Source organism: Roseibium sp. AS2 (assembly GCF_038900065.1).
Lineage (GTDB): Bacteria > Pseudomonadota > Alphaproteobacteria > Rhizobiales > Stappiaceae > Roseibium.
In genome coordinates, this window is record NZ_JBBMQN010000003.1 from 13,335 (window position 1) to 36,066 (window position 22,732).

A 22,732-nucleotide genomic window follows, 5' to 3' on the forward strand; every position below is an offset into this window, starting at 1 on the left:
CTCCTGTGGAACGATCCCCATTTAGGGATAGATTGTCCTCCTTTCTGTGATGGTGAATTTTCAGGTAACGGAGGCCGGGTCGCTTTCGGTCTCGGACGGCGCCAAGCTCTGGCGCCAGACCACGATATGGGCATCCTGCTCGCTCAGGGATTCCACCGAGCGCAATCTCTTGATGGTCACTGCGCTCAACGGGCTGCCCGCGGCCAGCAGAAGCCGTCCTTCCGCATCGCGAATATCGGAGGCAAGCGTGTCGCCGGCAGCAAGTTCCGTGACCGAAACCTTCAGTTTTTCCGCTTCTGCATTCCCGGCGAACACCTGATCTCCGCCAAGAGCCTGATGCATGGCTTCCAGGATGGCGGGATCGTAGCGCGGCGCATTTTGTTCCAGCTCCGCCATGCACTCCTCGAACGAAGGTGCCGGCCCCGTCGCCACTTCGGCGAGATCGATGAGCGCGCACAGGATCCTGGCCGCCTCCGGCAGGTTTTCCCCCGCCACATCATCCGCCGGAAAGCCGCTGCCGTCATAGCCTTTCCTGCAGTAGTAGATGGCATCTGCGATGCCTTCCATGCGGGGAATGTTCAGCACCAGGTCGCGCGCCTGGGCCGCCGCCTCGTTGACGACACGCTTTTCCTCAGGTGTCAGGCTGTCGCCGTTCAGGTAGCGGTCGGCGAGACTGTCCGGCAGTGTCAGGTAACCGAGTGTGCACAGCATGGCCGAGATTCCCTGCTCCAGGGAAGGTTTCGATCCGAGCGCCTTGTTGACCATGCGCGCCCACCGCTGAATGAGCGAGGCCCTGAGATGCGCGTGGGGGCGGGACATGGCGACGATCTCGACCAGCATCTTGATGCTGCCCGACAGGGTCTGTTCGAGCAGCTCGCGCTCCGCGACCATGGCCTGATGATGATCGATCCCCGCTTCGATGACCTTTTTCAGATCCTCCGAATCGCATGGTTTCGTCACGAAGCGGAAGATGCGGCCGTCGTTCACGGCGCTCACCGCCGTTTGCTGGTCGTTGTTGCCCGTCAGCATGACCCGCGTGGTCGACGGTGCTTTCCGGGCGATGATCCCGAGCAGCTTTATGCCGTCGACCCCGGGCATGTTCTGGTCGCTCACCACAACCGCGAACGGCCCGTTGGTCTGTATCTGCTTGAGGGCTTCCTGGGGACCGTCCGCGGTCGTCACGTCGACGAATTTCCGCAGGACCCGGCTTGCCGCGTGAAGGACGTGAACTTCGTCGTCCACCAGAAGGACTTTGCGGTTCTCGCTCATGTGACTGCCTCGCTCGATAGGGTCTGGAATTCTTGCGCGGCGATGGCGCCCGCGATCAGTTTCGGCCAGTGTTCCTGGGGAGCTTGCGCATTGGTTTCGGCAAGCCCGAGAAGCGTTTTTTTCAGAATTTCCGGCAGTCCGAGAAGAACCGTCAGAAAGGCGGCGCGCAACGCCGCCTGCGCAAGCGTGCCGGAGGCATCGACCGCGCTGCAGCGAAGCCCCAGGCCGACCACATAGGCCGCCGACAGCGAGTCGGGCTTTTGTGTCAGCTCGGCGCAGGCGTCCATCGTCGCCCTGGCCAGGCAATGCGCTTCCGTAACGGCAGCGTTTTCGCCCGCTTTCGCCCGGCTCTGCTGACCGAGCCTGCCGGCCTCGAGCAGCTCCCGCAGCCTGTCCGCGCCCACATGCGAGACGGCCTTTCGGATGCTGCACGTCGGGAAGGGCTGCTTGAAATAGGCCGAGTTGCACAACTGCAGCATGCGCAGGGACAGGCTCGGGTCCTTGCGGACGATATCGGCGATCCGGTCCAGGCAAGGTTCCTCCTGTTCCAAATGCGCCTGCAGTTCGGTGACGATGCCCGGCGGGGTTCCGAGCCTGTCCAGCATCGACATCTCGACCGCGCCGTTTTCGAGCTGGTCGTGAAGCTGGGCATCGACGACATCGCGGATGCCCGCCACGATGGCTTCCGGGGAGCAGGGTTTGGCAAGAAAACGGTGACTGCGTCCGACGATGCGGTAGATCTCGTCGGGCTTCGCTTCGCCCGACAGCACGAAGCGGATGATCTTCGGGTGATGCTCGGAGATCCACTCGAGCAGGCGGGTGCCGTCGACTTCCGGCATCTTCATGTCCGTCACGATGATGTCGACGGTCTCGCAGGTGATCACCCTGACCGCTTCGACGCCGCCCTGCGCGAAATGGAGATCCCATTCATCGCGGTATCGGCGAACATGCCGGCGCACCGCGCTCAGGATGTTCGGCTCGTCATCGACAAACAGGACGCTCACCTTTCTCGTCATCGCAGTTCTCACGCTCCATCAGGGTTGTTGCGCGCGAAGATAGCGGGGACGGGAAGCTCTGCGTATCCCCAATTGGGGACGGTCCGCAGGCAAGCTCCTAACGGGACCGGATCAGAGCGGCCGGCGTTGTCAGGATCAGCTGCACCAGGTCGACCTGACGTCTCACGCCCAGTTTCTGGAAAATGCGTTTCAGGTAGGTCCGAGCGGTCTCCAGGGTCACATTGCAGTTCGTCGCCGCGTCCTCGACGGTTCCCCCGCTTGCGATGGTCTGGGCAAGCACCGCTTCAACACGGGTCAGGCCGAACAATTCGACAAGGCTGTCGACGGAAGGCGGCACGGACCGGCCGGGAACGGTGAACATGATCGCTGCCCGTCCCTGGCCGACCGGCGTGATCACCGCCATCAGCGGTTCGAAATCCTCCGGATCGGACACCGTGACGAACCTCGGCGACACGTCCATTTCCTCGGCCGCTTTTTTCACCGCCTCGCGGAATTCGGTACGGGCCTGGGTCCCGGACACGTAGACCGTGCCGTTCCTGTCGACCACGATGCCCCGGTGGGACTTCAGAACCTCATCGGCGCTTTCATTGAAATAGACGACCTTGCCGGCACCGTCGACGACCGCAACGGCGGGGGTCATGGCCGCAAGAGCCGCCGTCGCCATGTGGCCCGGTTGCTCCCGCCGGGCCGCTACCGCGGCCAGGGCCACCTCGATGGCCTCGATCAGGTTCTCCGACGCACAGGGCTTTGTCAGGAACCGGAACACCCCCGTTTCATTGATCGCATCGATTGCGGAGGCAAGGTCGGCGTTGCCGGTCAGCAACATGTACTCGGTGTCGTTCGAGCCTGTCTCGCGCATTCGGCCGATCATCTCGATGCCGTTCAGTACCGGCATCCTGAGATCGCTGACGATCACGTCGAACCGCGTTTCACTCGCAAGCTCGATCGCCGCGCGCGGATCGCTCTCGAAGCGCATGTCCCAGCGTTCCTGCTGCGGTCTCAGGACCCGCCGCAGGGAACTCAGCATCATCGCCTCGTCGTCAACGAAAAGAACAAGCTTCCTGTCACCACTCATCCCGCAACGTTAGCTTCACAAGGTAAGCAATTGTATAATGATCGACCTTTCCTGAACCGATACCTGTTTGCCTGTGTTGCAGGCCAGTGTTGCCGGCCAGTCTTGCCGGCCTGTTTTTACGGCCTGTTTTTACGGCCTGGGTTGACGGCCTGGGTTGACGGGACCCTGTCCGACCTGATGTCGTTCCCGCTTTCCGGAAAGCGGGATCGGTCTTCAGGAGCGGTCGGACAAGGTCCCATCAAGCTCGAGTGTTCTCAGTTGAGCCGATCACGGGTGGTCAGCACATAAGGCGAATTGTTCATTTTACCGAAGGACAGCGGCTTGCTGTAGAAGTACCCTTGGGCAACCTGATAGCCGATCGAGGCGAACAGGTCCCGCTGGCCGGATGTTTCGATCCCTTCCACGGTCAGCCGCGCATCCATCTGCTTCGCCAGCGCGCCGACCGTCCTGGCAACGTCCCGCGCCCGGTTGCTCTGAAGCGCCTTGGCAACGAAACTGCGATCGATCTTCAATTCGTTCCAGTCGAAGTCGGTCAGATAGGACAGCGCGGAATAGCCCGTGCCGAAATCGTCCAGCGAAATGGCGATACCGAGCCTCTTCAACCGGGTCAGTGTTTCATAGACCGTTCTGCTGTCGCCGATAATGACCGATTCCGTGACTTCCAGCTTCAGCCGCCCCGGATCCAGGCCGGTCTCCAGAAGCACGCTCCTGGCGAATTCGGGCACATCGTCCTGAACGATCTGCAGGACGGACAGATTGACGGAAACACAAGGGTTGCCGCGCATGGTCACCGCATCCTCGCAGGCCGTCTTCAGGATATGCCGGCCGATCTGCACAATGCCGCCGACCCGCTCGGATGCGGCGATGAATTCCGGCGGCGGGATCATGCCGAGTTCGGGATGGTTCCAGCGCGCAAGTGCTTCCATACCGACCATCTTGCCGGTCCGCAGGTCGAATTGCGGCTGATAGACCGGGTAGATGTGATTGAATTCAATTGCCGACTGCAGCTCGTCCTCGATCTTTTTCTTGCGCAGCTGAGCCGCCCGCAAGGGCTGGGAATAGACCGCGACACCGTCGGCGCTTTCAGTGGCGGCCTCCTGCATGGCAAGGTCCGCCCGCAACAACAGGTCGCGCGCGCAGCCCACCGCCGGGCCGCCAAGCGCGACGCCCGCATGCCCCTGCAGACTGATACACATGTCGCCGCACTGTTTGGCCGCGCTGACGATCGCAAGCAGCATCAACGCCAGAATGCGCAATTCGGTGACGGTCTCCACGCCCCGGACCAGCAGAGAGAATTCCGCCCCGCCGGTCCGCGCGATCATGTTGCGATGGTGCAGCAACCCGGCATAGTCCGACAGGTCCTGGCCGAGCATCCCGATCACCTGATCTCCGAAACTGTAGCCGAACTGGACATTGAGATTGTTCAGGCCGTTGATTTTCAGAACGACCACGCCATAGCCCTGTGCCTCCGGCCGGTCCGTGAACGCTTCGTTGACCCGTTCCAGGAATGCTTCCCTGTTCTCCAGGCCGGTAAGCGTGTCGGTATTGCACATCTGGCGAAACCGGGTGTCGCTGCGTTCAAGCGCCCGCCGTTGTTGCCGGATGCTCCAGCCCTGAAACAGGCTCACCAGAAGCAGCACCGGAATGACCAGAAGGATCGCGATCAGCAGCAGGAGTTGCCGGTCGGCCCGGTTGTCGAATGCTTCCTGGTTTTGGGCGGCAAGGGACTCGATCCGGTCCCAGTCGACGGCGTCGAACTTCTCGCCGGCGTCACCGATCCTCCCGGCAAGACCAACGACATCGGCCTTCGGGCCGGAATGTTCGAGAACTGCAACGTCCTCGCGGACCTTTTTCAGGTCATCGGCGATGCCTGACAGGAGGTCCCGGAGGTCGCCGTGAGGCGCCATGGGCAAAGGCGGTGCCTGGGCAGCCACGGCCTGAAAACCGTCCAGCGTCTTCTGGAAATGCTGCTGCGCTTCGCGCGCGCCATTGCGGTTCGCATCACCGGAGGCGGTCAGCAGGACAGACTGAAGGCTGGTCAGTTCGGCCGGCGCATGGAACAGATAGGCCAAGGCCTGCTGACGCGCGTTTTGTGTCCTGAGCGCGTCGGTCGAGCTCAGGAAACCGAGTACACCGCCCAGCAACACAACGGCACCGATCCCGCAAATCAAAAGGGCTGCGCTTCCGGGCGCACCGGGAAGGAGATTTCTGCCGACCATGTTCAAGTCTCCGCTGCTGCCCGAAAGGTCCTGAAGATCCCGCGTGGCATCGGCGGCTATATGCGCCCATCGTCTTCCGGACCGATATCCTCATTTGGGGACGATGTTTTCGGAGACCGGGCCGGCAGGCCTGTCCCCGGCCCGGCCGGTCTTCGGACATGAACCACGCCGGAGACCGGATCCGGTCCGTTCAACCGGGTAGCCATTGAAGAAAACCGCTTCGGATGGAATAACTTCAGTCAAATTCAGTCGCATCATTTCGCGATACGTTGTGAAAGGAATGAAGGATGGGCCGGTTTTCACATACCCTGCGGGGTGTTCAGCGCCTGCGCCGACTGGGGATCGGGTTCGTTGCCGCTCTCGTTGCAGCAGCCGGTCTTTGTACCCAGACGGCGCAGGCCGAGGAGAACAGGTTTGCGCTGGTGATCGGGAACTCCGCCTATCAGAACGCGGGGCGTCTGGCCAACCCCGGGCGCGATGCCGAACTGATCGCCGGATCGCTTGAAAAGGCCGGTTTCGACGTTTCCCTGCAGCTGGACCTCGACGAAAACGGCATGGGACGTGCCCTCGACGATCTGGCTGCCCGCGCGCCGGACCTTGACGTCGTCGCATTTTATTTTGCCGGTCACGGGATCCAGAAGGACGGGCAGAACTACCTGATCCCGGTGGATGCGGATTTGCGCACTCCAACCTCGATTGAGCGGGAAACAATGCAGCTGAAATCCTTCATGACCGTGATGGAGGAGGTCCCGATCAGCCTCCTCTTCATCGATGCCTGTCGGAACAATCCGTTCGCCGAGGAATTGCTGACCCAGGGCAATTCCACTGGCCGGTCGGCCGGGATCACCCGTGGACTGGCTCCCATCCGTACCGTTGGCGACATGATGGTCACCTATGCCACCCTGCCCAATTCCGTCGCCGCCGATGGCGCCGGTCAGAACTCGCCCTTCGCAAAGGCCCTGGGCCGCCACATGGCGACCGCTGATACCGAGGTCTCGGTCCTGATGAAACGCGTCACACGCGATGTTCTTGCCGAGACCAACGGTCAACAGCGGCCACAACAGCTCTCCCAAATGCAGACGGAATTCTACTTCATGCGGACCGGATCAACCGCGCCTGTCCGCCGGGACCAAAGGACACTGCTGGCGGTCTATCCCGGGTCGGTCGCCGTTGGCGAGGAGGTCTCCGTTCTCGCGGACGTGCCGCAAGCCTGCGCTCCCGATTTCTTCAATATCTCGCCATCGCTGCGGATCACGCCGATCCCGACCCGGTTCTTCAAGACGGTGGACCTGGGCGGCGACCTCGTGCGCTACGAGATTTCACCGGGCTCACGCTACGGCCTGTTGGTGCAGGAACAGGATGAAAAAGGACCCAATCGCATCGGGTTCTTCTGCGCCTTGGGGACCGCCCTGCCGGATGCCCGGAAAAAGGACGTCCTGCGCCAGGTCGCCGGACAACTGGCCCGTGAGGTCTTTTCAGGCACCCTGGGCACCGCGCCTGAGCTCGTTACCTATCACTTTGCCGAATTCAGGATCAATTGACGGGCACGAGAACGAGCTGAACGCGCCGGTTCTGCGCGCCGTAGGGATCGGTGGCGGCCTTCAGCTTCGACGCGCCCATGCCGGTGGCGATGATCCGTTGCGCCTGCAGTCCGGCGCTGGCGCCGACAAAGGTCGCCACCGTCTGGGCACGCCTTTGCGAAAGCGCAAGATTGTAGCTGGCGCTGCCCTTGGCATCCGTGTGACCGAGCAGCAGAAAGCGGTAGTTTTTGAACTTTTCCTGGCCGATAACCCGCGAAAGTTCGGCGATCTTGGTGATCTGGTCCGGACGCAGGTCCGCCGAGTTGTAGTCGAACAGGATCTCGACATCGATGGATGGCAATGGTGCGGACGTGACCTTTGCGACAGTCCCGTCCTGCGCAGGCCGCGTGGCGGCGACCTCCTCCCGGTCGACGATCCCCAGATTGACGACGTCATCGAGCGAGAAGGACGTGCCGGACCTGAATTCATCATTTTCGCAGGCGGACGGGTCCAGAAGACAGGTTTCCATATCCGATGCTGCCTGCCGGGGGGCCGCGAGCGGAGCCGTCTTGCCCTCGACCGGTGCAGGATCCGGACCGAGATCGAAATCGTCCAGCGAAAGCGTTGACTGAGCCACTGCAGGCAGCGGAAAGAGCGTCAGCAGAACAAGAAGTGTCGAAACATTCATCAATCGGGTCCTGAACCGGAAACAAAATGCCTTCAAATATCCATGAATAAATTATCATAGCCTCGGCGCAACATAAAGACGATGCGTGACGCGGCTTGCGGCTGGCAGTCCCGGCAGGGAATTGATTTATTGAGCCGGAGCGACAGTGAATTTTTTGAGGGGGGCCTCTGCAATGATTTCCAGACTGTTTCGATTTTCAGGCAGGCAACCGACCCGGGCGGGAATTTTTCTCCTGGCCGTTTGCCTCCTAACGGCACCGATACGCGGGCAAGCAGCGGAAATCCGCTTGCTCGACACCAACCCGGCCTCGGGGCCAGGCTACGACCTGCTGAATCTCGGAACCGTGACCGAGGAGGCTTTTTCCTTCCTGACGGGCATGAAGGCGAGCTTTACATCCAGGGCCGCAGTGAAGGACGCTTCGCTTGCCTATTTCGACGACGGCATATCCGGCGACGGGGCGCATACCTACGAGACGCTGCATATCGGTCCGGCCTGGGGCGGCCTGAAGACGGGCCGGGTGATTTCCATCGAGGGCCAGATCGAAAAGGGGGACCTGGACAAGCTGAAGACGCTGGTCGAGACATCGGGGTTTTCCGATTGCCTGCGTCCCGGATATTGCCCCTACAACAACGTCATCATGCTCGACAGCCCGGGCGGGCAGTTGATGGAAGCGCTGGCCATCGGCAAGTATATCGCCGGTCAAAATTTCCACACGCTGCTACCGGAAAACGCTGTGTGCGAATCCGCGTGTTCGATGATCTTCCTGGCCGGTTACACCCGCTACGAAGGCTACTTCTTTCCGCGCAGGTTTGCGCATGAGACTGCGCGGCTGGGCATACACCAGCCCTTTTTCCAGTTGCCGGAAGGCACCTACGACGCGGGTCAGGTCGACCGGGTCGTCAGAGCGCTGAACTCGGCCGTGACCGAAGTCACGGCCTATTTCCTCAACTCGGGAATAGGCATCGGCTTTCTGCAGAGCATGTACCGGACGGCTCCGGAGAGCATGTATTATCCCTCGCTCGCCGAGATGGCATCGGAACACATCTTCGTGGTCGGCACCAACACCCCGCTTCTGGACATGACCCGCCCCCAGATGCTGTCCTATTGCGCCAATATCTACAGGGGCCGGTACAACGAGGTCGCGCCCGACCTCCTGGCCAATCTCCAGTCGAACGAAAGGACGTTCCTGACATATGTGGTCGGGCGCAATTTCGTCTGCCTCGGCGTCAGGAGCGACGGCACCGGCGAATGGAAATCGTATGTCTGCAGCGGTGAAAGCAAATGCCTGCTGGAAGAATTTGCGCAAAACGACATCTACGAGCTGCAGAAGCGCGGCAGATTGAAACGCTTCCGCCCCTCCGACGTCGCCGTGATGGAGCGCATTGCCGTCGGCCTCGACAACACGGAAGTCGGCCTGGCCCTGAAAGATTTCACGCACCGTGTCGCCATGCTTCACTACATGCAGTTGTTCGCCGAGAAATTCCGGGACTACGCGGCCATGTTCAAAAGCATCCCCGCCAGTCTCGCATTGAGCGGTGTTCCCGGAGAATTCTGCGGCCAGGTTGACGAATACGATGCCGGGCTGGTGCGCAAGGTGCAGGCGTCCATGAACGCAAAAGGCATCACTTCGGGCAAGCCGGACGGATCGCTCGGCCCCAATACCAGGAAGGCCATCAGGCGCACCGGCAAGGACCTTCTCGGTCGGGACGTTGCCGGCATCGAACCGGACCTGCTGCTTGCTCTGGGCCTGCCGGAAGAGGAGTTCAGGCAATACGTCCTCTGCCGGTGAGCCGGCGGCAAGGGAGCCTATGAAGGCCCTTCCCCGTCAGCCCTCGCTTCGTGGCAAGCGGATGGTGAACGTGGTGCCCTCGCCCCAGGTGCTGTCGACCGAGATCTGGCCGCCATGGCCGACATTCACGATCTTGAAGACGATTGCCAGGCCCTGGCCGGTGCCTTTTCCCGGGGCCTTGGTCGTGAAAAACGGATCGAAAACACGGGTCCGGTCCGCATCCTTGATCCCGGTGCCGTTGTCCTGCACACGGATGACGACATTGTTCCGTTCCAGGCCGGTCGAGATGCGGATTTTCCCGCCGCCGGAGGGGGCCCGTTCGGCGATCGCGTCGGTGGCGTTGCCGATCAGGTTCAGGACGAGCTGATGCAGGTCCCCCGCATGGCCGAGCACGCCGGGAAGATCGGGATCCAGCTCGTGCTCGACCTCGGCGATGTTTTTCCAGCTGTTGCGGGTAACGGACAGGGTGGTATCGATCACCGCGTTCAGATCCACCGGCGTCATTTCCGTATCGCCGGGATGCGAGAACTCGCGGATGGCGGACACGATCGAGGCAACCTGTTTCAGTCCGTGAAGGGATTGCGCGATTGCCGAGGGGGTTTCCTCCAGCAGGTAATCGATGTCGAGTTCCGCGCGCTTGCCAGCCAGGGTCGCCGCCAGTTGCTCCCGGCTGACCGGCTCACCCTCTGCTGCCAACGCGCCGTCGACGGCGCCGAGAAACGCGCCGACGGCCCCGCACACTTCCTGAAGGAAGCTGACGTTGTCGCCGATATACTGGATCGGCGTGTTGATCTCATGCGCGACGCCGCTGGCGAGCGTGCCCAGCGCTTCCATCTTCTGCGCTTGAACAAGACTGCGTTCCAGAACCTTCTTTTCCTCTTCGGCGGCAAGATGCCGCCGAATGTCGAGAATGATCCAGAGCCTGAGGTCATTGTATCCTATGAGCGAACAGGAGATCCTGACCGGAATCTCTTCGCCGGACGCCTGCCTGGCAAATCCCTCCGCGGTGCTGTCATCGATCTCCGGCTGCGCCCCGGCACGTGCCCGGACCCAGTCCAGAAAGCCGGCGGATCCCGAAAGCAGGTCCGGCAGCGACTGGCCCGGCGCGGCGCCGTCCGGCAAGGCGAACAGCCGCCGTGCGACCGGGTTCAGGCGTTCGACCTCGAGCCCGCTGTTGGTCAGGACGAGCGCGGCGGGACGTGCGTCGAAAACGGCGCCAAGGACCGCGCGTTCGCGGCCGATCAGTTCGGCCTGCTCCGCGACGTCCTGATTGGCCTGAAAGAGCTCGAGGCTCTTTTTCTCCAGCAGCCCTTCCGCGGCCAGGCGGGCTTTTTTCTCACGAGCGAGGCGGCGCTCCAGGGCTTCATAGGAAAGCTGCTCCAGGGTCATCTCCTCCTGAGCGTGAACCGCGCGACCTGATCGCCGTCTTCATCGGGCAGATCGGTGCGTTCCAGATCGACAGTGTCGCCGTAGTGCTCAATGGCCCCCAGCAGCAGGCCTTCCGCCAGATCGGCCATGTGCCGGCTGGAGCGGTACAGAAGCGAAAGCCTGGTTTCGCTTTCCAGAGTTGGCGCAAGACGCGGCAATTCGGCATCCGGGTACAGCTTGAGCACATCCACGTGGATCTGGTGCTCAACGGCCTGAGCGAACTGGAAAATGTCGCTGCAGGACTGAAAGTAATTTGCATGGTTCCGGCTGAACGATTTCAGCAGGTATTTTCCGAAGGCAAGCAGCAGGTCCCGGACCGGAACCTCGGTGCGGGCGCTCAGGTGCCCGACCAGCGACTGCATTTCGGAGGCATCGTAATGGCCGACCCCGGTATACCCGCCTTCGTTCGGAAGGTCCGCATCGACAATTATTGTCTCGGTCATGTTCGGACCGAAGGTTTCATCCACCAGTCCGAAAAATTCGTTGAAGACAATTCCCTTCATTGCCAGCTCTCCAGCATTGTTTGGTGGGAAATTATCACGCACAGGTGAACGGAACCTATCCCCGTTTGGGAACCCTGTTTCAGGTCGCCGCGGCCAGCTGTTCCGGTTTCCGGTTCATGATCGACAGGGCTGCGCACATCATCAGCGGGCCCACGCCCTTTGAATCGTCATCGACGACCGGCTTGCTGAGGTAGTAGCCGGATGTCCCATCCCGGTAAGTCCCCTCGAAACCGCCAAGACCCGCGACCTCGCAAATGCCCGTCATGTACTGCCTGCCGTCGCTGTCCGTCTTGACGGCCCGTTTACACAGCCGGGAAAAGAGGTCCCGCGGCGTGGCCCAGTCCCACGATGACGCCGCGAAGTTCCGCAAGGCCGCGCAGGCGTCCCACCAGCGGATATCCCGGATGCGTGTCCCGGGTGCCGTCGTCCAGCAGTTCATGACCGTGGTCGGGCCGGAAGACGATGCTGTCATCCGCGCGTCCCTGCTCCCGCCTGCGCGCCTCTTCACCAAGCAATGCCGCGATCAATGCGGGCATGTCCGTATCGCCGCCCAGATGCGCGGCTTCCTCGAACGAGCCGTCGGGATCCTTGGCCACATTGCGCAGATGGGCGAAATGGATCCGGTCGGCAAATCTCGCTGCGATTGCCGGCACGTCGTTGGCCGGATTGGCCCCGAGAGATCCGGCACAGAGCGTCAGACCGTTGGCCCGGCTGTTGTTTGCCGACAGGATCCAGCCGATATCCTCCCCATCGCAGACGATGCGGGGCAGTCCCAGAATGTCGCGCGGCGGGTCGTCCGCATGGATGGCGAAGCGCAGACCGAGGTCTTCCGCCGCCGGGACGACCTCCTCCAGGAAGCGCTTGAGATTGCGTCTCAGCGTGTCCCGGTCGATGCCGTCATAGCGGGCAAGCGCGTCGCGCAGGCCGGCGATGCCGTAGCGGTCGAACGCCCCCGGCAAGCCCGCCATGATCGCGGTGTGAAGCCGGTCGAGCTCTTCCTGCGTCGCCGCTTCGTGCCAGGCCCGGGCAGCGGCGACGGTCTCCGCCGGATAATCCGCTTCCGCTCCCTTGCGCTTGACCATCAGGATTTCAAAGGCCGCCATTTTGGTGAGCGAAAACCGCAGACAGGTGCCGCCCCGGGCCGCCGGGGCGGCCAGGTCCGTCCGCGTCCAGTCGAGCAGCGGCATGAAATTGTAACAGATGACCTTGATGCCTTCCGCGGCAAGATTGGCCATGGACTGCCGGTAGTTCGCGAACAGTCCGGCGAGATCCCCCTCGCCGCGCTTGATCGCTTCGTGGACCGGCAGGCTTTCGACCACCGTCCAGTCGAACCCCGCGGACCGGATCCGGTCCCGTGTCCCGGCAACAGCCTGTCGCGGCCAGACCTCGCCATAGGGAATTTCGTGCAGGGCGGTGACGATGGCGGCGGCCCCCGTCTGCGCGATTTCATTCAGGGAGATCCGGTCGTAGGCTCCGTACCATCGCCAGCCTTCGATCATTCCAGACCCTCGAGCGTGGCCTGCACACCGTTTTCCCGCAGGCTCCCGCAGGCGCTGATCAGACCGGGCCGAAGCGCACCGGCCAGGCCGGGTTCGAAGATTTCGGTGACGCCCAGAAGAGCCTCGACACCGCCGGCCGTGTCCTTGGCCGCTTCCGACAGCGCATGCAGGCGCTCCGCCAGCGGGTCGCGCACGTCGATCGGCCGGCCGCCGAGATCCGTGCCGCTCACATAAATCATCCAGGCCGCCACGGCGGTCGTCAGGCCCGGTGAGCTGCGCCCGGCCGCCAGATTGTCCGAAAGCGTCCCGAGAATGCGTTGCGGCAGCTTCTGGCTGCCGTCCATGGCGATCTGCCAGGTGCGGTGCCGGATACCCGGATTGGCATAGCGGGCGAAAAGCGCGTCGGCATAGTTGGTCAGATCGACCCCCGGCGGCGCCTGGAACGAGGGAATGATCTCGGCCCGCCACAAAGCTTTCACGAACCGCTCGAACACCGGATCCGCAACCGTCTCGGCAATGGTTTCATGTCCGGCCAGATAGCCGAGATAGGCCAGAGAGGAATGTGTGCCGTTGAGCATGCGCAGTTTCATATGCTCATACGGGGTCACATTCGCGACGAGTTCCACACCGACAGCGCCCAGATCCGGCCGCGCATCGGCGCCGTAAGCGACAACAAAATCGTCCTCGATCACCCATTGCCGAAACGGCTCGTGCAGGACCGGCGCTGCATCCATCACACCGGTCTTGGCCGCGAGAGCGTCCACGTCTTCCGGTTTGGTGGCCGGTACGATGCGGTCGACCATTGTGGCGGGGAACCTCCCCTCGCTTTCGATCCAGACCGCGAGGTCCGGATCGATCGCCTGCGCAAATTCAAGGACGATGCCGCGCACCAGCCGGCCGTTTTCAGGCAGGTTGTCGCAGGTCAGGACGGTAAAGGGCGGCAGTCCGGCCGCCTTGCGCCGGGCCAGTGCGCGCACCAGATATCCCGGAGCGGAAACGGGCACGGGATTGACCAGATCTGCCCTGATGTCGGGATGCTCAAGGTTCAGCCGCCCGGTGGCCGGGTCGTGGCAATAGCCCTTTTCCGTAACGGTCAGGCTGACGATCCGGATGGCCGGATCCGCCATCGCGGCCAGCACCGCCTCCGGGTTTTCCGGCGCGACCAGAACATCGACCACGGACTCCACCTGGCGCAGCGTCTCGCCGTCCGGACCCAGTTCCTGGGCAGTATAGACGAAGTCCTGCGGCGCAAGCTGGTCATGCATGCGCGGGCTCTTCAGGCTGACGCCGATGATGCCCCAGTCGCCGCCGGATCTGGCCATGGCCTCTTGAATGTAGAGCGCGCCAAAGGCCCTGAAGAAGGCCCCCAGGCCCAGGTGAACGATACCGGCCTTCGGCGCCGGATCTATCTTGCGGAACAGGCAGGGCAGATCAGCGGGCAAGCCAGCCTCCATCGACGTTGAGCACGGTGCCGTGAATGTATTTCGCCGCCGGCGAGGCGAGGAAGACGGCCGCCTCCCCGATATCGCCGGCCTCACCCCAGCGGCCTGCCGGAATACGTTCCAGGATCTGCCGGTTTCGGTCCGGATCGTTCCTGAGGGCCTCGGTGTTGTTGGTTGCGATGTAACCCGGTGCGATGGCGTTGACGTTGATGCCCTTCGCCGCCCACTCGTTGGCCAGCAGCTTGGTGATGCCGGCAACGCCATGCTTGGAGGCGGTGTAAGACGGCACCCGGATGCCGCCCTGGAAGGAGAGCAACGAGGCGATGTTCACGATCGCGCCCGGACGCTCTGCATTCAGCGCGGCTTTTCCGAACGCCTGACAGGTGAAGAACACGGCCTTCAGGTTGACGTCCATGACCGCGTCCCAGTCGGCCTCGGTGAAGTCGACGGAATCGGCCCGGCGGATGATCCCGGCATTGTTCACCAGGATATCGATTGCCTCGTTCTCGAACAGTGGCGCGGCCGCCATCGGGTCGGCGAAATCCACCGCCACGTGGCGCCCCTTGTTTATCTTAGAAAGCGTATCGTCACAATCCCGGCGGGCAGCGCACAGCACCTCCGCACCGGCGGCGCCCATGGCGATCGCGATCGCCTGGCCGATGCCCGTATTGGCACCGGTCACGAGGGCCCGCTTGCCCTGAAGCGAAAATGCGTTCATCGCAGATCCCCCATGGCAACCATGTCCATGTCCGTGAAATCGACGTTGTCACCGGCCATGGCCCAGCAGAAGGTATAGGCCCCCGTGCCGGCGCCGCAGTGGATCGACCATGGCGGCGAGATCACGGCCTCCTCGTTGGCCATCACCAGGTGCCGGGTTTCCTCGGGCTTGCCCATGAAATGGAACACGCGCTGGTCGGGACCCAGTTCGAAATAAAGATAGGCCTCCATGCGCCGGTCGTGCACGTGGGCGGGCATGGTGTTCCAGACCGATCCCGGCGCGAACTGGGTATAGCCCATCAGCAACTGGCAGCTTTCGGCGACATCCGGATGCAGGAACTGCAGGATGACCCGCTCGTTGGAGGTTTCCGCCGAACCGAGTTCGACACGGCGCGCGTCCTGCACGGTGATCAGTTTTGTCGGACAGGCCCTGTGGGCCGGTGCGGACAGGATGTAGAACCGGCCCTTGCCGGAAAACGTCACCGGGCCCGACCCCATGCCGACGTAAAGCACGTCTCCCCGGGCGACCTCGTAACTCTTGCCGCCGGCACTCACGGTGCCGGTCTCGCCGATGTTCAGGACACCGAGTTCGCGCCGGTCGAGCAGCGAGGCGGTCCCCGCTTCCTTGACCTGATCGAGAACCAGATCGCCGCCGGCCGGAACCGCGCCACCCAGGATCAGGCGATCATAGTGGGTGTAGACAAGATTGATCTTGCCGTCCTCGAACAGGCCGTCCGCATGAAAGTGATCGCGCAGACCCTGGGTATCGAGGGCCTTGGCCGTTTCCGGATCGATGGCATAGCGGGTTTCTACGTTTGGCATGAGAATTCTCCGGTCTGGAGTTGAGTTAAAGAAAATCGTCGCGGCGCGGCGAGAATGTGTCGATCAGGGTGCCGGGTGTCAGGCAGACGCAGCCGTGGGTGGCGCCGGACGGGATGACGAAGCTGTCGCCCGCACCGACCTCGAATTCCTCGCCGTCGATCGAGAAGCGGAACGCGCCGCTCTCCACGTAGGTGGACTGGACATGCGGGTGATTGTGCAGCTTGCCTTCGGCCCCCTGTTCCTCAAAACGGAACGCCACCATCATCAGCTCGGCACTGTCCGAGAGCACCTGGCGGCGGATGCCGGGATCGGCAGAGACTTCGGGAAACGATTTTACGAACATGGCTTCACCTTCAGGTTCGTGACCTAGTGGAACAGGGACGGCAGCCAGAGTGACAGTGCCGGAACATAAGTGACCAGGAGCAGCGTGAAAACAGCCGCACCATAGAAGGGCCAGATCGTCCGCACCGCATCCCAGACGGAAATGCGACCGACGGCACAGCCGACGAAAAGAACCGTGCCGACCGGCGGTGTGCACAGGCCGATGCCGAGATTGAGCACCAGGATGACACCGAAATGGACGGGATCGACACCGAAGGCGGTGGCGACCGGCAGGAAGATTGGCGTAGTGATCACGATCAGGGGCGACATGTCCATGAAGGTGCCGAGAAACAAGAGCATAATGTTGATCATCAACAGGATGACCAGCGGGTTCTCCGACACGCTCTTCATGAACACGACCAGTTCCGCCGGGATCTTCAGGAACGCCAGCAGCCAGCCGAAGGCGGCAGCGCAGCCGATGACAAGCAGCACCATCGCCGTGGTCCTGACCGCCGCCTTTGTCGCTCCGACGAACTCCGGCCAGTGCATGGTGCGATAGGCAAGCGTTGTCACCAGCAAAGCATAGACGGCCGCGATGCAGGAGCTTTCGGAGGCGGTGAACACGCCCGAGCGCACGCCGCCGAAAATGATGCCGATCAGGAGAAGCCCCGGAATGGCGTTGACGAACAGGGCGCCGAGCGCGGCCATGCCGGGAAAATGTTCCGTCGGATAGCCTGCCCGTCTGGCGACGAACCAGGCGGTGATCATCAGGGACGCGGCCAGCAGCAGGCCCGGCAGAATACCCGCGGTGAAGAGGTCGGCGATGGACAGCCGTCCGCCCGCGGAGATCGAATAGATGATCATGTTGTGGGACGGCGGCAGCATCAGCGCGATGATCGACGACATCACGGTGATGTTGACGCCGTATTCGACGGAATAGCCTTTTTCCTTCATTTGCGGGATCATCAGCCCGCCGATGGCGGTCGCGTCGGCCGCGGCCGACCCGGATATGCCGCCGAACAGCACCGAGGCGGTGATGTTGACCTGCCCGAGACCGCCGCGCAGATGTCCGACCACCGCACCTGCCAGGGCGACCAGACGGCGGGCAATGTCGCCGCGCACCATCAGTTCGCCGGCAAAGATGAAGAACGGAATAGCCATCAGCGCGAACACCGAGACACCGGAATTCAGGCGCTGGAAGACGATGACCGGCGGCAGGTCCATGTAAAGCACGGTCGCAAGCGAAGCCGCGCCGAGGCAGAAGGCGACGGGCGTGCCGATCAGCAGGAGGATCGTGAAAGTGCCGAAAAGGATCAGGGGTTCCAACTCACGCCTCCTCAGGTTCGGTTTCGCCGAAGCGCGCGGTCGGCAGCCCGGCGGCGCGCCGTAACAGGCGTTCGATTGAAAAGATGAAGACCAGGCAGCCGCCAACGACCAGCGGCAGGAAGTCGAAGGCGCCGGAGACGCCGAGCGAAGGCAGTTTCACCTCCCAGGCGGACAGGGCCAGCTCTGCGCCGTACCAAGCCATGCCGGCCCCGAAGGCGGTCACGACAAGGTCGGAAATGCTGAACAGGATCAGCTTCGTCCCCTGGGGCAAAAAATACAGCAGCACGTCGAAACTGAGATGATAGCCTTCCCGGATACCGACAGCGGCCCCGAGAAAGATGAACCAGCCCATGAGGATGACGGAGGCCGGTTCGGACCAGACCAGGCTGTCGTTCATCACATAGCGCATGAACACCTGCGCGGAGATGAAAACGGTCATCAGAACGAGGCCGCCTCCGGCAAGCCAGAGGGCTGCCGTGGAGACGTGGCGCATCACTTGCGCGGTGAGGGTCAGGTGAGGTTGCACGTCGGAATCCTGAAAAAGAACCTGCGGCCGGAACCGGCCGCAGGTGAGAGATGATCAGTTGGTCGCGCGGATACGGGCGACCAGGTCTTTCAGCTTGTCCGATGTGACGTGCTTTTCGTAAACGCTGTCCATGGCTGCCATGAACGGCTCCTTGTCGATTTCGGTGATGACCTCGACACCGGCCGCGCGGACCTTTTCCTCGGAGGCCTTTTCACGGGCCTGCCACTGCTCGCGCATCACCGGCACGGAGTCCTTCGCCGCCTGACGGACCGCAGCCTGATCTTCGGCAGACAGCCCGTCCCAGGACTTTTTGGACATCACCAGAACTTCCGGAACGATCAGGTGTTCGTCCAGGGTGTAGTAGCCGGCAACCTCGAAGTGACCGGAAGACTCGTAGGAGGGCCAGTTGTTTTCGGCACCGTCGATGACGCCCGTCTGAATCGACGAGTAGACTTCGCCGTAAGGCATCGGGGTCGCATTGGCGCCAAGAGCGGACATCATGTCGACGAAGATGTCGGACTGCATGACCCGCACTTTCATGCCTTCAAGGTCTTCAATCGATTTAATCGGCTTGACCTTGTTGTAGAAACTGCGAGATCCGCCGTCGAAGAAGGCCAGGCCGACATAGCCGTGCGGTTCGAACGCGGCCAGGATGTCATCGCCGATCGGGCCGTCCATGACGGTGTGCATGTGATCGACGCCCTTGAACACGTAAGGCAGCGAAACGACCTTGGTTTCCTCGACCAGATTGTTGAACGGGCCCATGGAGACCCGGTTCAGGTCGATGACACCGAACTTGGTCTGTTCGATCGTGTCTTTTTCCTCGCCAAGCTGCGCGGAATGGAACACTTCAACGCAGATGCGGCCGTCGGTGCGCTCTTCCAGCAGCTTGCCCATGTGCTCCACCGCCGTGACGGTCGGATAGCCAGCCGGATGCGTGTCCGAAGATTTCAGTGTCACTTCACACGCGAACGCGGCGCTGGTAAGTGCGGCAGTCGCTAGCAGCGATGCCGTCAGGGTTTTCAGTACAGTCATTTCTTCCTCCCAAAATGGCTCATCAGAGCCGATAGGCTTGCTTCACAAGCCTGTAACTGAGGTCTTGTACGACCTCATATGCCTCGTCCTCGTCGAGCCTCCCGGTTCTGACGAGGGATGCGAGGTATCCGCAGTCGACCCTGCGGGCCACATCGTGCCGGGCAGGGATCGAGGAGAAGGCGCGGGTGTCGTCGTTGAAGCCGACGGTGTTGTAGAACCCGGCCGTTTCGGTGGTCTGCTCCCGGAAACGGCGCATGCCTTCAGGACTGTCGTGGAACCACCACGCCGGGCCCAGCTTCAGGGTTGGATAAACCCCTGCAAGCGGCGCCAGTTCGCGCGCATAGGCGGTTTCATCCAGCGTGAACAGGATGATGGAGAGGTCCTTCTCCAGGCCGACGGCGTCGAGCATCGGCTTGAGCGCACGCACATAGTCGGTCCGGGTCGGGATGTCGAAGCCCTTGTCCCGGCCGAAGGTGCTCAACACCTGCCCGGAATGATTGCGGAAGCTGCCCGGATGGATCTGCAGGACCAGGCCGTCGTCCAGGCTCATCCTTGCCATTTCGGTCAGCATGTGTCCGCGGAAGGCATCGGCTTCATCCGGCGTGCAGGTGCCGCCGAGCGCTTTCTGGAACAGGTCCTCGGCCTTCGCAGCCGACAGGTTCTCGGTGCGGGCGTTGGGATGGCCATGGTCGGACGAGGTGGCGCCGAAGGACTTGAAATAGGCCCGCCGGGCCCGATGCGCCCTGAGGTAGCCCTGCCAGGAGGTCGCGTCTTCGCCGGCAAGCCCACCGAAAGTCTCGACATTCTCCGCAAAACCTTCAAACTCCGGATCGACCACGGCGTCCGGCCGGTAGGCGGTCACGACGCGGCCGCTCCAGCCGCTGTCGCGGGTCATGCGGTGCCATTTCAGGTCGTCCAGGGGCGATTCCGTCGTGGCGATGACTTCGATGTTGAACCGTTCGAACAGGGCACGCGGACGGAAGTCCGGGCGGGTCAGGCAATCGGCGATGTGGTCGTAGGCCTCATCCGCCGTTTCCGCCGAAAGCCGCCCGGTCCAGCCGAAGACCTCCTGGAAGGAGTGGTCCAGCCACATGCGCGACGGCGTGGCGCGCAACAGATGGAAGTTCTCGGCGAAGACCCTCCAGATTTTCCGGCTATCCGTTTCGCTCCAGCCCCCGTCCAGTCGCGCCACGCCCAGCGCACTCAGGTCAATGCCTTGGGAAAACAGCATCCGGAACACATAATGGTCCGGCACGATGAACAGTTGGGAAGGATCGGGAAAGGCATCATTTTCAGCGAACCAACGCGGATCCGTATGCCCGTGCGGGCTGACGATCGGCAGGGACTTTACGCTGTCGTAGAGATCCCGGGCGATGGCGCGGACTTCCGGTTCAACCGGAAAAAGACGATCCGGGGACAATCGGTTTTCCGATGTGCCGGGCGTTCCCGCTTTCCCAAGTGCCATTCTGGCCTCCTAATTACCTTGGTGGTCTTGCCGATGTTGCAGCTAGCAAACTGATATGCTAGATGATCAGATAAGTCAAACGAGAGAAATGCGATGACAGACAGCGGTGCCCTGAAGGTGCTCGAGCCCATAAAGATCCCGTCGGTTACCGATACGGTCTTTGCGGAATTGCACCAGCAGATCCTGTCCCTGGAGCTGCCGCCGGGCACGAAAGTGTCTGAAGTCGAGGTCGCGAAAGCCCTTGGGATTTCCCGCCAGCCGGTCAGGGACGCCTTTTTCCGCCTGTCTCAACTCGGCTTTTTGCTGATCCGGCCACAACGCGCAACGGTGATTTCGAAGATTTCCGAGGCAGCGGTTCTGAGAGCGAAGTTCGTTCGCACGGCCCTCGAGATGGCCTGCTGGACCGCAGCCCTCCCATTGATTTCGGACAGCCAGATAGAAGAGCTCGCCAGGACCCTCGGGGATCAGAAAGCGGCGGCGGACGCCAACGACCAGAAACTGTTCCATGCACTGGACGATGACTTTCACCGGCGCATCTGCGAGATCGCCGGGCATGAATATGTCTGGGCGCTCATCAGGGAGCAGAAGGCCCACATGGACCGGGTGCGGTTCATTTCCCTGACAATCGGCGCCGCACAGAAGGCTTATGACGACCACATCGACCTGATCGACGCACTTCGGCAACGCGACCGGTCACGTCTGGAAACGGTCCTGACCGAACATCTCGGGCGGATCGAATTCATTTTGGGCAAGATCCGGGCAGAAAAGCCCGAATATTTTCAGGAATGATCCTGAAATGGCCTGTTCCGGTGCCCGGCCGCTGTGCCGCTCGCGGCTGGCGAAAACCGCCCCGGCGTCACCCGGATTTGCTCCCCTGCCAGGTTTTTCCGGCAGCCACCGCTCTCGTCACAACAGCGCCGCGATGACGACAGGAACAAGCACACTCGTCAGGAGGGCGTTCAGCGCCATGCCGATCCCGGCGAAGGCACCGGCGACTTCGTTCACCTGAAACGCCCGGGCGGTGCCGATACCGTGCGCGGCCACGCCCACGGCAAATCCACGTGCGCGCCAGTCGCGGATCTTCAGCACGTTCATCAGCGGGGTCACCACGACCGCGCCGATTATTCCCGTCAGGATGACCAGAACCGCGGTCAGAGTCGGCAGCCCGCCGAGAGCCTCGGAAATACCGATCGCCACAGGGGCCGTGGTCGATTTCGGACTGATGGAGACGATGATCTGTTCGGGAAGACCGAATGCCATCGACAGGAGCGCCGTAGACACCACCGCGGCGACCGAGCCGGCAACAAGCGCGGCCAGCATCGGTGCGGCGAACTTGCGGATTGCCGGCAGGTTGGCATGAAGCGGAACGGCGAGCGCGACCGTTGCCGGTCCGAGCAGGAAATGGATGAACTGCGCACCCTCGAAATAGGTCTGATAGGACGTCCGCGTCAGCCAGATGAGCGCTGCCAGAAGGCAGACGGCGATCAGGACCGGATTGGCCAGCGCATTGCGGCCCGCGAGCCGGGAGATCCAGTCCGCCAGAAGGTAGACCAGGATCGTGCAGCTCAGCCACCACAGCGGCTCTGTCGACAGGTAGCTCCAGATGCCGGCCGCGTCACGCATCCTCGCCTCCCGTCATCCGGACCACCAGAAGAAAGGTTCCGACACTGACCAGCAGCGTGATCACCGTGCTGGCGACCAGCACGACGCAGATCGCGACCCATTTGTCCGCCAGCAGATCAAGATTGGCGACAACGCCGACCCCTGCCGGAACAAACAGCAGCGACAGGTGGGACAGGATGGTCCTTGCGGTGCCCTCCACCGAAGGCACCAGATCCGGCCTGAGTGCAAGCAGCGCGGCAAACAGCGCCAGCCCGATCACGGGTCCGGGGACCGGCAGGCCCAGAAAGCGGGCAATCACCTCCCCTGCGAGCTGAAACGAAAACAAGACCGCGACCGCACCGAGCATTGCATAGTTTCTCCTGAAAAACGGGGAATCAGCCATTTGCCGAACGGCGTTCCGGCAGCGGCAAATCCTCCCCTCACGGGCGCTACTATGACCTTGACCAACG

General features: G+C 62.2%; 22 protein-coding genes. 3 read left to right on the forward strand and 19 right to left on the reverse strand.

The features are described from left to right. Window positions 1–60: 60 nt before the first annotated feature. The 4 genes from WNZ15_RS09025 to WNZ15_RS09040 form a co-directional block, all read right to left on the reverse strand. A complete protein-coding gene (locus WNZ15_RS09025) occupies window positions 61–1,269 on the reverse strand; it encodes an HD domain-containing phosphohydrolase (protein ID WP_342892637.1) in 1,209 nt (402 codons plus the stop codon). Further along, window positions 1,266–2,285: a response regulator gene (locus WNZ15_RS09030; RefSeq protein ID WP_342892638.1), complete on the reverse strand. Its 1,020-nt coding sequence runs from the start codon at window positions 2,283–2,285 to the stop codon at window positions 1,266–1,268. Before WNZ15_RS09030 ends, WNZ15_RS09025 begins: the two co-directional genes overlap by 4 nt. 97 nt (window positions 2,286–2,382) lie before the next feature. After that, window positions 2,383–3,360, reverse strand: coding sequence for a response regulator (locus tag WNZ15_RS09035; RefSeq protein WP_342892639.1), 978 nt, complete (start codon window positions 3,358–3,360; stop codon window positions 2,383–2,385). Between the two features lie 254 nt (window positions 3,361–3,614). Next, window positions 3,615–5,579: a bifunctional diguanylate cyclase/phosphodiesterase gene (locus WNZ15_RS09040; protein WP_342892640.1), complete on the reverse strand. Its 1,965-nt coding sequence runs from the start codon at window positions 5,577–5,579 to the stop codon at window positions 3,615–3,617. Window positions 5,580–5,866: 287 nt separating this feature from the next. On the opposite strand from WNZ15_RS09040, the gene WNZ15_RS09045 reads away from it, so the two are divergent. After that, window positions 5,867–7,120: a caspase family protein gene (locus WNZ15_RS09045; protein ID WP_342892641.1), complete on the forward strand. Its 1,254-nt coding sequence runs from the start codon at window positions 5,867–5,869 to the stop codon at window positions 7,118–7,120. Here the strand turns inward: WNZ15_RS09045 and WNZ15_RS09050 are convergent. Then, window positions 7,113–7,787: an OmpA family protein gene (locus WNZ15_RS09050; RefSeq protein WP_342892642.1), complete on the reverse strand. Its 675-nt coding sequence runs from the start codon at window positions 7,785–7,787 to the stop codon at window positions 7,113–7,115. The genes WNZ15_RS09045 and WNZ15_RS09050 overlap by 8 nt on opposite strands. A 286-nt stretch (window positions 7,788–8,073) precedes the next feature. On the opposite strand from WNZ15_RS09050, the gene WNZ15_RS09055 reads away from it, so the two are divergent. After that, the gene (locus tag WNZ15_RS09055; RefSeq protein WP_342892643.1) at window positions 8,074–9,576 is read left to right on the forward strand and encodes a hypothetical protein; all 1,503 of its coding nucleotides are present in this window, start codon (window positions 8,074–8,076) and stop codon (window positions 9,574–9,576) included. 36 nt (window positions 9,577–9,612) lie between these two features. Here WNZ15_RS09055 and WNZ15_RS09060 read toward each other — a convergent pair whose 3' ends face one another. From WNZ15_RS09060 to uxaC, 12 genes are all read right to left on the reverse strand, one after another. After that, window positions 9,613–10,965 (reverse strand): ATP-binding protein, encoded by a 1,353-nt coding sequence (locus tag WNZ15_RS09060; RefSeq protein ID WP_342892644.1) that lies wholly within the window; start codon window positions 10,963–10,965, stop codon window positions 9,613–9,615. Further along, on the reverse strand, window positions 10,962–11,507 hold the full coding sequence (locus WNZ15_RS09065; protein ID WP_342892645.1) for a heme NO-binding domain-containing protein: 546 nt from the start codon (window positions 11,505–11,507) through the stop codon (window positions 10,962–10,964). Before WNZ15_RS09065 ends, WNZ15_RS09060 begins: the two co-directional genes overlap by 4 nt. 79 nt (window positions 11,508–11,586) lie before the next feature. Further along, a complete protein-coding gene (locus tag WNZ15_RS09070) occupies window positions 11,587–11,772 on the reverse strand; it encodes a hypothetical protein (protein WP_342892646.1) in 186 nt (61 codons plus the stop codon). A gap of 37 nt (window positions 11,773–11,809) precedes the next feature. After that, window positions 11,810–13,006: a mannonate dehydratase gene (gene uxuA / locus WNZ15_RS09075; RefSeq protein WP_342892647.1), complete on the reverse strand. Its 1,197-nt coding sequence runs from the start codon at window positions 13,004–13,006 to the stop codon at window positions 11,810–11,812. Further along, complete coding sequence (locus WNZ15_RS09080) at window positions 13,003–14,448, reverse strand: mannitol dehydrogenase family protein (protein WP_342892648.1); 1,446 nt, start codon at window positions 14,446–14,448, stop codon at window positions 13,003–13,005. The genes uxuA and WNZ15_RS09080 overlap by 4 nt, the downstream gene beginning before the upstream one ends. Beyond that, window positions 14,438–15,166 (reverse strand): 2-dehydro-3-deoxy-D-gluconate 5-dehydrogenase KduD, encoded by a 729-nt coding sequence (gene kduD / locus WNZ15_RS09085; RefSeq protein WP_342892649.1) that lies wholly within the window; start codon window positions 15,164–15,166, stop codon window positions 14,438–14,440. The genes WNZ15_RS09080 and kduD overlap by 11 nt, the downstream gene beginning before the upstream one ends. Further along, entirely contained in the window at window positions 15,163–15,987 is an 825-nt protein-coding gene (gene kduI / locus WNZ15_RS09090; protein ID WP_342892650.1) for a 5-dehydro-4-deoxy-D-glucuronate isomerase, read from the reverse strand. Before kduI ends, kduD begins: the two co-directional genes overlap by 4 nt. A 25-nt stretch (window positions 15,988–16,012) precedes the next feature. Further along, window positions 16,013–16,330, reverse strand: coding sequence for a cupin domain-containing protein (locus WNZ15_RS09095; RefSeq protein ID WP_342892651.1), 318 nt, complete (start codon window positions 16,328–16,330; stop codon window positions 16,013–16,015). Between the two features lie 23 nt (window positions 16,331–16,353). Next, complete coding sequence (locus WNZ15_RS09100; protein WP_342892652.1) at window positions 16,354–17,634, reverse strand: TRAP transporter large permease; 1,281 nt, start codon at window positions 17,632–17,634, stop codon at window positions 16,354–16,356. 1 nt (window position 17,635) lies between these two features. Next, window positions 17,636–18,160 carry a TRAP transporter small permease gene (locus tag WNZ15_RS09105; RefSeq protein ID WP_342892653.1) on the reverse strand — a complete coding sequence of 175 codons (525 nt, stop codon included), beginning with the start codon at window positions 18,158–18,160 and terminating at the stop codon, window positions 17,636–17,638. Window positions 18,161–18,214: 54 nt separating this feature from the next. After that, window positions 18,215–19,195 (reverse strand): TRAP transporter substrate-binding protein, encoded by a 981-nt coding sequence (locus WNZ15_RS09110; RefSeq protein ID WP_342892654.1) that lies wholly within the window; start codon window positions 19,193–19,195, stop codon window positions 18,215–18,217. Between the two features lie 22 nt (window positions 19,196–19,217). Then, window positions 19,218–20,660 carry a glucuronate isomerase gene (uxaC, locus tag WNZ15_RS09115; protein WP_342892655.1) on the reverse strand — a complete coding sequence of 481 codons (1,443 nt, stop codon included), beginning with the start codon at window positions 20,658–20,660 and terminating at the stop codon, window positions 19,218–19,220. A 93-nt stretch (window positions 20,661–20,753) separates the two neighbouring features. On the opposite strand from uxaC, the gene WNZ15_RS09120 reads away from it, so the two are divergent. Next, window positions 20,754–21,449, forward strand: a complete 696-nt coding sequence (locus tag WNZ15_RS09120) for a GntR family transcriptional regulator (protein ID WP_342892656.1) — start codon at window positions 20,754–20,756, stop codon at window positions 21,447–21,449. A 117-nt stretch (window positions 21,450–21,566) separates the two neighbouring features. Here WNZ15_RS09120 and WNZ15_RS09125 read toward each other — a convergent pair whose 3' ends face one another. Both WNZ15_RS09125 and WNZ15_RS09130 read right to left on the reverse strand, forming a co-directional pair. Further along, entirely contained in the window at window positions 21,567–22,283 is a 717-nt protein-coding gene (locus tag WNZ15_RS09125) for an LrgB family protein (RefSeq protein WP_342892657.1), read from the reverse strand. Beyond that, the gene (locus WNZ15_RS09130; RefSeq protein WP_342892658.1) at window positions 22,276–22,629 is read right to left on the reverse strand and encodes a CidA/LrgA family protein; all 354 of its coding nucleotides are present in this window, start codon (window positions 22,627–22,629) and stop codon (window positions 22,276–22,278) included. The genes WNZ15_RS09125 and WNZ15_RS09130 overlap by 8 nt, the downstream gene beginning before the upstream one ends. Window positions 22,630–22,732 lie beyond the last annotated feature (103 nt).

Coding starts and splice junctions, on each gene's coding strand:
- WNZ15_RS09060 (WP_342892644.1), bottom strand. CDS start 10,965: ATGACCCTGGAGCAGCTTTCCTATGAAGCCCTGGAGCGCCGCCTCGCT.
- WNZ15_RS09095 (WP_342892651.1), bottom strand. CDS start 16,330: ATGTTCGTAAAATCGTTTCCCGAAGTCTCTGCCGATCCCGGCATCCGC.
- WNZ15_RS09110 (WP_342892654.1), bottom strand. CDS start 19,195: ATGACTGTACTGAAAACCCTGACGGCATCGCTGCTAGCGACTGCCGCA.
- WNZ15_RS09070 (WP_342892646.1), bottom strand. CDS start 11,772: ATGACGGGCATTTGCGAGGTCGCGGGTCTTGGCGGTTTCGAGGGGACT.
- WNZ15_RS09040 (WP_342892640.1), bottom strand. CDS start 5,579: ATGGTCGGCAGAAATCTCCTTCCCGGTGCGCCCGGAAGCGCAGCCCTT.
- WNZ15_RS09035 (WP_342892639.1), bottom strand. CDS start 3,360: ATGAGTGGTGACAGGAAGCTTGTTCTTTTCGTTGACGACGAGGCGATG.
- WNZ15_RS09125 (WP_342892657.1), bottom strand. CDS start 22,283: ATGCGTGACGCGGCCGGCATCTGGAGCTACCTGTCGACAGAGCCGCTG.
- uxaC (WP_342892655.1), bottom strand. CDS start 20,660: ATGGCACTTGGGAAAGCGGGAACGCCCGGCACATCGGAAAACCGATTG.
- kduD (WP_342892649.1), bottom strand. CDS start 15,166: ATGAACGCATTTTCGCTTCAGGGCAAGCGGGCCCTCGTGACCGGTGCC.
- WNZ15_RS09045 (WP_342892641.1), top strand. CDS start 5,867: ATGGGCCGGTTTTCACATACCCTGCGGGGTGTTCAGCGCCTGCGCCGA.
- kduI (WP_342892650.1), bottom strand. CDS start 15,987: ATGCCAAACGTAGAAACCCGCTATGCCATCGATCCGGAAACGGCCAAG.
- WNZ15_RS09050 (WP_342892642.1), bottom strand. CDS start 7,787: ATGAATGTTTCGACACTTCTTGTTCTGCTGACGCTCTTTCCGCTGCCT.
- WNZ15_RS09030 (WP_342892638.1), bottom strand. CDS start 2,285: ATGACGAGAAAGGTGAGCGTCCTGTTTGTCGATGACGAGCCGAACATC.
- uxuA (WP_342892647.1), bottom strand. CDS start 13,006: ATGATCGAAGGCTGGCGATGGTACGGAGCCTACGACCGGATCTCCCTG.
- WNZ15_RS09120 (WP_342892656.1), top strand. CDS start 20,754: ATGACAGACAGCGGTGCCCTGAAGGTGCTCGAGCCCATAAAGATCCCG.
- WNZ15_RS09025 (WP_342892637.1), bottom strand. CDS start 1,269: ATGAGCGAGAACCGCAAAGTCCTTCTGGTGGACGACGAAGTTCACGTC.
- WNZ15_RS09065 (WP_342892645.1), bottom strand. CDS start 11,507: ATGAAGGGAATTGTCTTCAACGAATTTTTCGGACTGGTGGATGAAACC.
- WNZ15_RS09130 (WP_342892658.1), bottom strand. CDS start 22,629: ATGCTCGGTGCGGTCGCGGTCTTGTTTTCGTTTCAGCTCGCAGGGGAG.